Source organism: Rhodothermales bacterium, assembly GCA_034439735.1.
Lineage (GTDB): Bacteria > Bacteroidota > Rhodothermia > Rhodothermales > JAHQVL01 > JAWKNW01.
This window is the reverse complement of the sequence record JAWXAX010000131.1, coordinates 1-11,659: the sequence shown is the minus strand read 5'-3', so window position 1 is coordinate 11,659 and position 11,659 is coordinate 1. Positions and strand designations below refer to the sequence as shown.

Genomic DNA, 11,659 nt, shown 5'->3' with positions numbered 1-11,659 from the left:
GCTCGCGCGGCGCTCCAGGCCCAGGAGCAACGCGTCCGCGCCCAGGAACAGGAGCTCGAGGCGCTCCGCTCCACCGGCCGGCAGTTTCAGGAGCGTGTCACGAAGCTGACCAGCGAAGTGGCCGTCCGGCAGACGCAGCTGGACGAGGAGCGGCGCACGTCGGCCGAGCGGACAGCCCTTCTCGATCAGGCCCAGACCCGCCTCGGCGACACCTTCAAGGCACTCTCCTCGGAGGCGCTCCATCAAAACACGAAGGCGTTCTCCGAGCTGGCGAAAGCGTCCCTCGACCACTTCTATACCCGCGCCGGCGCGGAGATGCAGCGGCGCGAGCAAGCCATGGGAGAACTCGTCAAGCCGCTTAATACCTCCCTCGAAAAGGTCAACCTCCGCATCAGGGAAGTGGAGGAGGCGCGCACCGCCGCCTATGCCTCGCTCACCGAGCAGATCGCCTCGATGGCGATGGCGCAGCACCAGGTCCAGAAAGAAGCCGGCAACCTCGTGAAGGCCCTCCGCCAGCCCTCCGTCCGCGGTCGGTGGGGGGAGATGCAGCTTCGCAAAGTCGTCGAACTCGCCGGCATGGTGGAGCATTGCGACTTCGACGAGCAGGTCTCGGTCGATACCCCCGCCGGCCGAATCCGCCCCGACCTCATTGTCAATCTCCCCAACAACAAACAGATCATCGTCGACGCCAAAACGCCGCTCCAGGCGTACCTCGACGCCGTCGAGGCGGACGATGAGGAGACGGCCAACCAGTACCTGCGCGACCATGCCTCGCAGGTCCGTACCCACCTCCGCCAGCTCGGCCAGAAGTCCTACCACGCGCAATTCGACCTCTCGCCGGAGTTCGTTGTCCTCTTCCTCCCGGGCGAGATGTTCTTCAGCGCCGCCCTCCAGCACGACGCGACGCTGCTCGAAGAGGGCATGAAACACGGGGTGGTACTCGCCACACCCACGACGCTGATAGCCCTGCTCCGGGCCGTCGCCTACGGCTGGCGGCACGAGCAGATCGCCCGCCACGCGCTCGACATCAGCAAACTCGGCCAGGAGTTGTACGACCGGCTGCGGACGATGACGGGCCACTTCCTCGAGATGCGGCGCGGGCTCGACAAAGCCGTCGGCGGCTACAACAACGCCATGGGCTCACTCGAATCCCGCGTTCTCGTGACGGCCCGGCGCTTCCAGGAACTCGGCGCCGCGACCAAAGACGAACTGGAAGCCATCGACCTCATCGACCGCTCCACCCGCGCGCTGCACGCGCCGGAATGGGTGATCGACGCGCCGGCTTCCGAGCGGGAGAACGGTGCGGCTACTTCATCAGAAGCATCGCCCGTGTGAAGATCTGCCCGTCGACATCGAGGCGGTACAGGTACATCCCCGAGGCCAGCACGCGGCCGGCGTCGGAATCTTCCAGCGGATACACAGCGCGGCGCCGACCTCGGCGTGGGTGCATCCCAGGATCTTCTTCTCGTTGAGGAAAAGAGGAGTCAGGTTGTTGCGCGTCGACTGAAGGAGCTGCGCGTAGGGCGTCTTGTACTCGTTCAGCATGATGATCTTACCGATGTCGTGCACCAGGCCGGCGATAAACGCCTCCTTCGGGTACGGCAGGCCGATCTTCACCGCCAGCTGGCTGGCCATCGTCCCGACCGCCAGGCAGTGGCGCCAGAATCGCTCCCCACCGAGCGGCCATTTCGTCGCACCGATCGCCTGCATGCTTTGCAGGGTGTAGGTGATTACGATCTGAACGAGCTGCTGCCGGCCGAGCATGACCATCGCCTGTTTTAGCGACGCGATCTGTTTGTAGCGCTCGGATAGGCCGGCCGAGTTGGCAACGCTCATGATCAGCGCCGACAGCGTCTGATCAGACGCCACCGTGCGCGACATGGCCCGGAAGTCGACCGGGTCCTCCTTGGCCAGTTCGAGGATCTTGTTGACGACAAACGGAAGCGGCCGCACACTCTTCAAACCCTGTTCAATGTGCAGCGGCAAAGCGACGTTCGTGCGTAACCCAATGGGAGACGAACCGGAAAGTGGGTGGAACAAAAAGGCCCGGTTTCGGTGGTCGGATTCGTGAAAAGCATCGTCCTTTGCCTTCGCATGTGTAAATGAAGATTCCCTCGATGGCGTGGAGGATCGTGGCGTCCGAGACGCGTAACCGCTTCCCCGACCTGCAACGTGCCCTTTGGATCGGGAAGTAAGTGGAAGGGACTACACGTAAAATAGGGTTAGGCCCGGGCCCGCCTGTAAGGCCCTCCCCGGCCGGCGCACCGAACCACTGTGCGGGTTCTTCTGAAAACAGAGTGGGAAGGAACGACTGTGGGAGAAAGTATCCCGTGGCGCGCCGTATGTTGGCTGGCGCCGTAAGGCCGCATGGATCGGCTGTTGTATGTTTTGCTCCTCAGCTTCCCCTCTTATCTGTTCCTGTTTCATCATGCGAAACTTCGTGACGCGGCTCCTCGTCCCCGCGACGCTTGTCCTCCTGGCGTGGGGCTGCGCTCCGTCGGTCTTTGTCGGCGAGTTGTCGGACTATGAACGCGATATAGACGCGCTGCAGCGCCGGCTTGCCGTCAATGCCGCCGACGCCGAGGCGCTGAGGGATCTGGGGGTCATTTACCTCAAAGCCCGCCAGTATACCGAGGCCAACGCCTACCTCGAGCAGGCCTACGCCCGTCAGGCGAACGATCCCAAGACGTTATTCCACCTCGGCATGGCGAATGAGACGCTGGCGCGTCGGGACACGGCGATCCGGCTTTATGAGAAATACACCGAGGTATCGCGGGAGTCGCCGTACCGCCGGCTCATGCAGGGCCGCTACGCCTGGCTCTCCCGCCGGATGCTGCGCGACGAGATGACGCAGCTCGCCTCCGTCGAGGCCTCGATCGCGGATTCCGCCGCCTCGCCGCGCATCGTGGCCGTTTTTCCGCTGGTGTATCAGGGCTCCGACGCCCGGTATCAACCGCTGGCGCGGGGTCTGGCAGAGATGATGTCGGTGGATCTGGCCCGCGTGAACGCGCTGCGTGTGGTGGAGCGTATCCGTCTCCAGGCGCTACTGGACGAACTCGAGCTCTCTCAATCCCAGTACATGGACGCGGCCACGGCGCCGCGCATGGGTCGGATGCTAGGCGCCGGCCGGCTGGTGAGCGGCGCCTATAACGTGCTCGGCGGCAACGATATCCGCCTCGAAAGCGCCCTCGTGGCGCTCGAGACGTCTGAGCTCGTCCAACTGGATCCTCAGTCCGAAGCGCTGCGAAATCTGTTCCTCGCGCAAAAGGCCGTCGTGTTCGATCTGATCGGCCGTCTTGGCATCGAGCTCACCGCCGAGGAACGGCAACAGATCGAATTTATACCGACCCAAAACCTCCAGGCGTTCCTGGCCTTCAGCCGGGGATTGCTGGAAGAGGACGGCGATAACTTCGGCCAGGCGGCCGCCTCGTATGGCGAAGCCTCCACGCTCGACCCTGCCTTCTCGCAAGCCGTGGTGAAGGCCGAAGAGGCCGGCGCGATGGCGGATGCGGATCTCGAGATCGAGGGATTTATCGCCGAGTCAGCCGACGCGGATGCTACTGGGGAGGCTTCGCTGGACCTGATGGCGCTACGGCTCACCTTGCTCAACGCCATCATTGGCAATGGGTTTTTCCCAGGCGACGACTCGCGCGAGCCGGGGCCCGATGCCGGGGGCTCGGGGATCAACCTGCCCGACCCTCCGCGTCCGCCGGGTAATTAATGTGCGTTACGCACGGCGGGGAGACACGATGTATCGTGTCTCGGTGGTCGTGCTGACCTGGACGTGTTTCATCCTTATGACGTAGTGCTCGGCTTGTAGGGAGACACGATGTATCGTGTCTCTACGGTGTGGAAACTGACTTATGGCTTGTTTTTGACCATCGCGTAACCACTTCTCATGTATGCGAAATCCCATCGTCATGCGATTTGCCTTTCTGTTCGTCCTTCTGGCGGTGGCGCCCGTCGCTTTTGCCCAGGATGCCTACATCGGCAGCGCCCCGCGCCCCATCCGGATCACCACCGGCGCGGTGTACCAGCAATACGCCGACGCCGACGCCGACAGCCGGCTACAGCAGGTCAGCTTCCCCATTACGGCTTTTGTGCCGGTGAGCCGGCCATTCGCGGTGTCGTTCTCCGCCAGCCCCGCGCTGGTGTCCGGCGACGAGGTCGCCTCCTTGCAGGGGTTCAGCGATGCGCAGATCGCACTTTCGTATTACCAGCGTCTTAGCGCGGCCAGCGCGGTGTTCAGCCTCAGCGCCAATCTGCCGAGCGGCAAACGCGCTCTCACGCAGGAGGAGTTCGAAACCTCGTCGCTCCTGAGCCAGAACTTCTACGGGTTTCGGCTGCCGGTATTCGGCCAGGGTCTGAACCTGTCGCCCGGGGTGGCGCTTGCGATTCCAGCCGGCGATCAGGCGGTGATCGGCATCGGTGCTTCCTACCAGTACCGGGGCCGTTTTGAACCGCTGGTGGGTATGGCGGATACGTTTAAACCCGGCGACGAACTCCTCATCACCGGCGGCGGCGACGTCCGCCTGGGCGAGGCCTGGGCGCTCTCCGCCGATGTGACCTATACGCTTTACCAGGCTGATCAACTTGGCGATGTGGATGTGTACGAAACCGGAGACCAACTCGCTGTTTCGCTCCAGGCCCTCGGCCAACTGGGGACGAACCAGCTCCGGGTGTTCGGGCGGTTTCGCGACAAGGGGAAGAGCGCCCTGCCCGTCAATGGCATATCCGTTCCGGCGCCCCGGACGGAGCCTACCCAGGGCCGGCTGCTTGTGTCCTACCGCGTCCGCGTGCTGGAGACCGTGTATGCCACCCTCATTACTCAGGGAAGATACTTTGAGGCTACCGACCTGTTTGATGCTCGCACCCTGTTCGACATCGGCGCCGGCCAGGAATTCGTCCTGACGCCCGAGGTCAGCCTCACCTCCCGATTTGTCTATACCTTCGGCAGCTTCCCGGGCGTAGAGATCGGCGGAGGGCTGGCGTTTACGTTGTAATGCGTTGAACGTTAACGCGTTATAACCTGTCATCCAGAGCCTGTCGAAAGCCTGCCCCCGCGAAGGCGGGGGGACCCCCCGAATCACTGCGGAATCAGCAGCGCCAGCGAAGACATTAAACCGGCAACCATCCTTGCATTGGGCAGAAGCTGACCGGCCGTCGCGATCCGAAGCATTCCATCAGACGATGGCCATCTGCCGCTCGAAGGTCCTTCACTGTGTTCAGGATGACACAGGCCTGATGCGAGCGTACCGTCAATTCGTGGGGCGAAAAGTGCCAGAAAAGGGCATTACCAATGTTCAACATAAAAACGTTCAACATAAAAACGTTCAACATAAAAACGTTCAACGTTCAACGCGTTAGCGCGTTTAAAACGCAAACCCGAAGCCGGCCGAGACCACCGTGGTTTGCCCAACGCTGATGTCGCTGTTGATCAGCACCGGCCCGAGGCTCAGCCCCATCCCGAAGATGCCGCGCGTCCGGCCGCCGCCGCTTACAGTGAATCGGACGGGGATCGAGGAAACCCCTACGTCCGACCCGTCCACAGCCGCTTCGTAGGCAAATTCGATATCGGAGCGCTCCGTCTGCACGCCTCCGTAGAGGGTGAGGACGCCGATGCGTTTACTCACGGCCGCGTTGACGGCAAACGTGCGCGCGTCGATCACCGAGGCGTCGTCGGCGTCATCCACCTGGACATGTTGCCAGGCTGCCTGGATGGCCAGATCGACGGGTAACGCGGGCAGATACTGGTTGATGCTGTGGCGAACGGCAAAACCGAAGAGCCCGACAGACCCGACATCGGCGACGGTGATCGTGGGCAGCCAGCGCACCATGATGTCGGTACCGAGGATGGTGCCCAGGCCGGCCTGCGGGACGAGCAGCGGTGCGACGTCCGTGCGGAGCAGCCCGCCGATGGTCTCTCGGGGGGCAAGGGTGGAGTCGAACCTGACGGGCAGCACGAGGCCCAGCGTGCTGAAGGTCGTGTCGTAGCGGACGTTCACAGTCGCCAGGCCGGCCGTTTCATCACCGAAGATGCTCGGGGCGTCGGTGACGGTGAACGTCGCGGGCACATCGAAGGTGACGGTCTCGCTCCCAATGTCGAAGGCGAGCGGCACGGTGCCGGTGTACGTCAGGTCGAACGACTGCCGGCTGCTCGCCAGAAACGTCGCCGAAGCCTTCACGCCGAGGTAAAAATGAAGCCCGACGCGGTTGTTGCCCACACGCGCCGTGTGGAAGAGCCCGGTGTTGAGGTCGGCCCCGAGGGCCTCCGCCAGCGGATCGACGTACGCGCGGGCGTAGATCTCGCCGACCTGGCTGAGCGTTTCCTGGAGGTCCTGCGCGGAAATCGGCCGTGCGAACGTCAGCATCGCAAGGGCGGCAACGGAGAGGGAGAGCAATCTGGGCATGTTCGGGGATGTCAGGCGATGCGGTTATCGAACGAGGACCATGGATCCCGAAAAAGCGAAGGACCCGGCGGTGAGCCGGTAATGGTAGACGCCGCTCGCGGCCCGGCCGGTGCTCGACCAGTCCACCGCGTAACGCCCCGGCGTCTGCCAGCCACGGACGAGGGTCTCTACCACCTGGCCGAGGCTGTTGTAGATCGTCACAGTAACGTCCGCCGGCTCGGACAATTCGTACGCCACGGTGGTCGAGGCGCTAAACGGGTTCGGGTAGTTGGGCAGCAGGGCGGTCCGCATCGGGGCGATGGGGATGCCGTTCGGGGCGGCCGAACCGACCGTCAGCCGCAGCCGGCGCTCGGGGTAGGCCGCCGAGAGCGCGACCGGGATCACCTCGCCCGTAACGGCCTGGGCGTACCCGAAGTCCTCGTCGATCAGGAGGATGGCCTGCCCCGGAAACGCGTCCGCCAACCCCTCGAAGCGGAGGTCCACGCGCTCCGAGCCCGTGCTCTCCAGCCGCAGCGGCCACGAGAGGTCGCCGCCGGCGGGGCGGACGCTGACCGCCATCGGCTGGCCGTCGTCGATGAGAGAGAGCCGGACCGCCGCGTGAACGGCCGGCGCTTCGGGCCGGGCGAACGGTGCGGCGCCGGCGCCGATCCAGTTCTGGGTGTCGCCGCCGGATTCACCCGGCCGTGTGGCCGTGATTCGGGCGAACAGCATCTCTTCTTCGAGTCCCTCTCCTGTCGACGGCGCCAGGAGAGGCGGAATCGCGATCGTCACCGGGGCGTCGCTGGCGTTGAAGACGAAATAGCCTTCCCAGGGAGCAAGCACGTCGGTCCGGCCGGGGTCTTGCACCATCTCAACCCCGTCGTAGTAGGCGATGGCGTTGACGACCGAGGCGTCGCGATCGACATCCGACCAGGCCACCGGGAACGCGAACGGGTTGCCGATCATGTTCCAGCCGGGCTGGAGGGCGATGGGGTAGAGGAGGCTGGTGTTCACCGAGAAGCCGGCGCCGGCGTCGTACATCGCACCGTCGCGTGTGACGAGGAAAAAGGCCTCGCCCGGCCGCACGGCGTCATCCAGGGTCGGGAATTCGACGAAGTCGTCTTCTTTCCACCGGAGTAGGCGCCAGGCCTGCGGGTCGTACGGTCCATAGTCGTCGCCCAAAACGTCTTCGAGCGTCGTGTCGTCCAGCAGGAGCGGGACGGTGATCATTTTGTAGGACCTCGGCGTCAATGCGTACGGCGGCGTTGCGGAGGCGACGCGGACGGGCTGAACGGCCGGCCGTTGCTCGGGCGTAGTTGCCGGGAAGGCCGCGCCATCGTCGTCGACGATGTAGTATTCGAGCCCGCTTTCCGTGATCGCGGCGCCAGGGATGGTGGCCTGGCCGGCGAAGTTGATCGATTCAAATCCGAGGGCGCCGGCGCGGCGGTAGAAGAGGGCGCCGGCCGCGGCGGTCGTGGTGCCGGCCTGGTTGATCGTGAGCAACGCGTCCTCGCCGTCGGTCGGTGTGCCCTGGAAGCGGACGTCGAACGCCGCCGGCCCGACGGCATGCAGCAGGCCGCGGTCGTTGTTGAGGCCGGAGGAGACAAAGTAGAGCGTCTCGCCGGTGCCGATGGCGGGGGAGGACCAGACGGGCGAGCCGGCGTTGTACGTCCATCGCACCACGGGTGCATTGCCGCCATCCTCGATGGCGTAAAAGACGCCGTCGAGCGCCCCGAAATATATGAGCCCGTCCTGCCCGACGGCCGGGGAGGAGGCGATACGATCCGACGCGGCAAACGGCTGGGCCCAGCGGGCCAGTCCATTGGCCGGGTTGACGGCGTGCACGAAGCCGTCGAGCGTGGCCACGTAGACGGTGCCGTCCGCGCCGATGGCCGGCGAGGAGACGATATCCCCGCCGGTGTCGTAGGTCCAGATCTGCCGCCCGGTGTCGCCGTCGACGGCGTAGAGGATGTCGTTCAGTGAGCCGGCGTACACCGTGCCGTTCGGGGCGATGGCTGGGGAGGAGACGAACTCGCTTCCCACGGTGAAGGGCGTCCAGAGTATGGCGCCGGTGGCGGAATTGAGCGCGTAAAGAGCGCCGTCCGTCGCGCCCACGTAGAGGCGGCCATCCGTATCGAGCGCCGGCGAGGCAAACACCTCGCCGTCTGTGGGGAAGGTCCACGCGATGCTTCCGTCGGCATTGACGGCGTAGACGTTGCCCGAGCGGGAGCCCACGAACACCCGACCGGCGGCATTGACTACCGGCGAGGAAAAGATCTGGCCACCGGTGTCGAGCGTCCACCGCAGCGAGCCGTTGGCGTTGAGGCTGTAGAGATTCTCATCGAGCGAGCCGATGTAGACGATGCCGGCGGGCGTGACGGCCGGCGAAGAGACGATGCCGCGGATGTCGACGGATGCCGGGCCGACATCCAGGAAGTCGAACGTCCACTGCTGGACGCCGCCGCGGTCGTAGGCGTACAGCCGGCTCTCCGAGGCCGCGTAAATCACACCGCCCGGGCCGAATGCCGGCGAGGCGTACGCGAAGCCGCGCAGATCGCGCTGCCACAATGCATCCGGAAACGAAGGGCCGGCAAGCGGGCTCCGCCCGGTCCGCTGGTTGTCATGCCGGAAACCCGGCCAGAGGGTGTTGTCCTGGGCGTGTGCTGGCAGGACAAAAAATCCCGTAAAAAGCACCGCGATGCAGCAGTACACGAAAAGGCGAAAGCCAGTGTGGGGCATGGCCAGTCTATTAAAAGAGGATGACATGCGTATGTAGGCTGTTCATGTCGGGCTCGTTCTTCCGTCAGTCATTCCAATGGCCCCCGGTTGCGGTTTAGACCGGCGCCCGGAGATCCGATACCGTTTGAAACCAACGCCCATCGACAATGAACGACAAAATTAAGGAATTTCTGGATCAGGTTGGCTATGTCGCCCCGACCGAGGGTGCCGCCGGCATGCATCTCCTCCGCTACTTCGAGGAAGAATACGGGGTATCCCTGATGGGCCTCATGGAAAGAGAGTGGCTGGATGAGCAGGTGCAAAATGAGTTTGAAGACCTCGATTTCCAGAGTTTCCGGCCGTATATCGCCGTCGACGAACGGCCGGCGTTCGACCGCGACCTGGAATCGCTGTTTGGCGACTGAGCCGGCGGGAGCCGTATTGTGTGAATTGAAGATGTAGAAGCGGCGTACTTCCGGAGCCCCGCCGGCGTGTCACGAAGGAAGACCTGAGAGAGATTTCCATGGTGGAGTACGCGCCATGGAGCGGTCCTCACGCTCTGTCACTGCCGGCTTTTAGTGCCGATCGATCGAAGGGGTTATAGTGTGAGTTCAGGGCTTCGCATATCCCATCTGTCCGGTCATCGGTGAGTCAGACGATGCCAGAGGGCCGCTCCGTGGTGTAAAAAAGCATCTTCCCGGTGGGAAGATGCTTTTTTGGTTTAATGTTCAAGGTTTAATGTTTAAGGTCGACGCCTTTAACCTTTAACTTTAAACTTAAATACTTCGGACAGTTTACAAAGGAGTGCGCTGCCGCGTGACAATTCAGGCCCCTCCTCGGATCGAGGAGGGGCCTGATCGTCAGAAACGGTCCAGCTACAAAAAGTGTCCGAAGTATTAAACTTTAAACTTTAAACTTTTAACGTCTTTACGCATGTCGCTCCTAATTACCCTTCTGGTTGTTTCGGGCACGTTCCTCGGGATGGCCGCCCTGTACGGGATCCAGCCTTTGCTTCCGTTATTGAGCCGGTCCCTGGCGATTTCCGAAACGGCGTCGGCGTCACTCATCACCTGGAGTTTGCTGGCCATGGCCGTCGGGCCGCTGGTATCGGGGTGGGCGATGCAGCACATGGCGCCGCGCCGGCTGTTGCGTGTGTGCCTGCTGCTGCTGGGCCTTAGTGAACTGGCGTTTGCGTCGGGGCTGGGGTTCGGGATGCTTAAGCTCGTCCGGCTCTTCGAGGGCTTGCTGATCTCCGGTCTGCTGGCAGCGACGATGACGTATATCATCGTTGTTTCGAAGACGATCCGGCAGACGATGGGGTATTATGTCGCCGCGTCGGTGGCGGGCGGATTGTGCGGGCGCATCGTGGCCGGCTTTCTGTCGCAGTCCCAACCCTGGCCGTCCTATTTCCTGCTGCTGGGTGGTGTGACGCTGGCTGTCGGGGCGCTGACAAGCCTGTTGCCGGCAGAGCCGGCGAGCGAGCCTCGGACCGTCCGGCCCGGCTCATTGCGCGGCTACCTGGATACGCTGCAGGACACCCGCCTCATGCGCCTCTACGGGATTGTCTTCCTCGGTTTTTTTGCGATGACCGGGCTGCTGAACTATATGCCCTTTCGGCTCGAAGCGCTCGATCCCGCGATCGGTCAGGGTCGCATCTCCCTCTATTATCTCGGCTTTTTGCTGGGCCTTGTGGTCTCGGTGAATGCGCCCCGCATCGCCGAGGCCATCGGGGGGCTGTGGCCTACCATCGTGACGAGCCTGCTGGTGATGGCGGCCGGGGCGATGCTTGCGGTCGTGCCGGCCGTTGAAGCGATGTTTATCGGGTGACGATCCTGACGGCCGGCTTCTTCCTGATCCACGCCGTCATCGCGGCCACGCTGACGGAGGGGACCAATCATGACGCGGCCACGGTGAATAGCCTCTACATTACGATCTATTATGTCGGCGGGGCGGCCGGCTCGTACCTGCCTGGCCTCGTCTACGCCCGCGCCGGATGGTCCGCCTTCCTGGTGCTGATCAGCATCCTCCTCCTCGCCGGCTTCTCGTTGACGCTCACGTTGCGGAGCCGGCTGGCGCCTTCCACGTGAATACCCCCTCGATTTCTATCCAGACCCTATGCCGACCGACTTGAAACCCGTACTCAGCGCATTGGATGCCGTCATCTTCGACATGGACGGCGTCATCATCGATTCCGAGCCGCTCCACGAGCGTACGGCTACAATGGTCTTCACGGCCCACGGGATGGCGGTGCCGGCGGATCTGTTTGAAGCCTACAAGGGGCGCACGGATCGCGAAATCGTCCATTTCATGATCGACAACCACGCGAGCCGGCCGCTCGACGCCGAGGCCCTGCTCCAGGAACGCCGGCTGCTGTACGAGTCGTACATCGACGAACTCCTCCCCGTGCCCGACGTCCTCCCGTTCATCTCGACCATCGCCGGCAGCCACCCGCTGGCGCTGACGACGTCCGCCTCGCGCCAGAACCAACAGCTCGCGTTTCGGAAGTTCGATCTGGATCGCTACTTTGATGTCGTCATCACATCCGATGACAT

10 protein-coding genes are annotated in these 11,659 nt (G+C 63.4%); 7 read left to right on the top strand and 3 right to left on the bottom strand.

From position 1 onward, the window contains the following. On the top strand, window positions 1-1,335 hold a 1,335-nt coding region (locus SH809_10555; GenBank protein MDZ4700135.1), incomplete at its 5' end, for a DNA recombination protein RmuC. On the opposite strand, the gene SH809_10550 is transcribed toward SH809_10555, so the two are convergent. Then, window positions 1,315-1,986: an HDOD domain-containing protein gene (locus tag SH809_10550; GenBank protein MDZ4700134.1), complete on the bottom strand. Its 672-nt coding sequence runs from the start codon at window positions 1,984-1,986 to the stop codon at window positions 1,315-1,317. The genes SH809_10555 and SH809_10550 overlap by 21 nt on opposite strands. A gap of 442 nt (window positions 1,987-2,428) precedes the next feature. On the opposite strand from SH809_10550, the gene SH809_10545 reads away from it, so the two are divergent. Together SH809_10545 and SH809_10540 are read left to right on the top strand one after the other, a co-directional pair. Then, window positions 2,429-3,721: a CsgG/HfaB family protein gene (locus tag SH809_10545; protein ID MDZ4700133.1), complete on the top strand. Its 1,293-nt coding sequence runs from the start codon at window positions 2,429-2,431 to the stop codon at window positions 3,719-3,721. A gap of 181 nt (window positions 3,722-3,902) precedes the next feature. Next, window positions 3,903-5,003 (top strand): hypothetical protein, encoded by a 1,101-nt coding sequence (locus tag SH809_10540; protein MDZ4700132.1) that lies wholly within the window; start codon window positions 3,903-3,905, stop codon window positions 5,001-5,003. Between the two features lie 369 nt (window positions 5,004-5,372). Here the strand turns inward: SH809_10540 and SH809_10535 are convergent, their stop codons facing one another. Both SH809_10535 and SH809_10530 read right to left on the bottom strand, forming a co-directional pair. Beyond that, a complete protein-coding gene (locus SH809_10535) occupies window positions 5,373-6,410 on the bottom strand; it encodes a DUF6588 family protein (protein MDZ4700131.1) in 1,038 nt (345 codons plus the stop codon). 24 nt (window positions 6,411-6,434) lie between these two features. Continuing rightward, a complete protein-coding gene (locus tag SH809_10530) occupies window positions 6,435-9,128 on the bottom strand; it encodes a PQQ-binding-like beta-propeller repeat protein (protein ID MDZ4700130.1) in 2,694 nt (897 codons plus the stop codon). A 146-nt stretch (window positions 9,129-9,274) separates the two neighbouring features. On the opposite strand from SH809_10530, the gene SH809_10525 reads away from it, so the two are divergent. From SH809_10525 to SH809_10510, 4 genes are all read left to right on the top strand, one after another. Continuing rightward, window positions 9,275-9,532: a hypothetical protein gene (locus tag SH809_10525; GenBank protein MDZ4700129.1), complete on the top strand. Its 258-nt coding sequence runs from the start codon at window positions 9,275-9,277 to the stop codon at window positions 9,530-9,532. A gap of 508 nt (window positions 9,533-10,040) precedes the next feature. Then, on the top strand, window positions 10,041-10,934 hold the full coding sequence (locus SH809_10520; protein ID MDZ4700128.1) for an MFS transporter: 894 nt from the start codon (window positions 10,041-10,043) through the stop codon (window positions 10,932-10,934). Next, a complete protein-coding gene (locus SH809_10515; GenBank protein MDZ4700127.1) occupies window positions 10,931-11,194 on the top strand; it encodes a hypothetical protein in 264 nt (87 codons plus the stop codon). Before SH809_10520 ends, SH809_10515 begins: the two co-directional genes overlap by 4 nt. A 40-nt stretch (window positions 11,195-11,234) precedes the next feature. After that, window positions 11,235-11,659, top strand: a 425-nt coding sequence (locus SH809_10510; protein ID MDZ4700126.1) for an HAD family phosphatase, incomplete at its 3' end; no start/stop codon positions are given.

What these genes read in the sequence shown, in the direction of transcription:
- SH809_10545 (MDZ4700133.1), top strand. Translation starts at nt 2,429, where the DNA reads ATGCGAAACTTCGTGACGCGGCTCCTCGTCCCCGCGACGCTTGTCCTC.
- SH809_10540 (MDZ4700132.1), top strand. Translation starts at nt 3,903, where the DNA reads ATGCGAAATCCCATCGTCATGCGATTTGCCTTTCTGTTCGTCCTTCTG.
- SH809_10535 (MDZ4700131.1), bottom strand. Translation starts at nt 6,410, where the DNA reads ATGCCCAGATTGCTCTCCCTCTCCGTTGCCGCCCTTGCGATGCTGACG.
- SH809_10530 (MDZ4700130.1), bottom strand. Translation starts at nt 9,128, where the DNA reads ATGCCCCACACTGGCTTTCGCCTTTTCGTGTACTGCTGCATCGCGGTG.
- SH809_10525 (MDZ4700129.1), top strand. Translation starts at nt 9,275, where the DNA reads ATGAACGACAAAATTAAGGAATTTCTGGATCAGGTTGGCTATGTCGCC.
- SH809_10520 (MDZ4700128.1), top strand. Translation starts at nt 10,041, where the DNA reads ATGTCGCTCCTAATTACCCTTCTGGTTGTTTCGGGCACGTTCCTCGGG.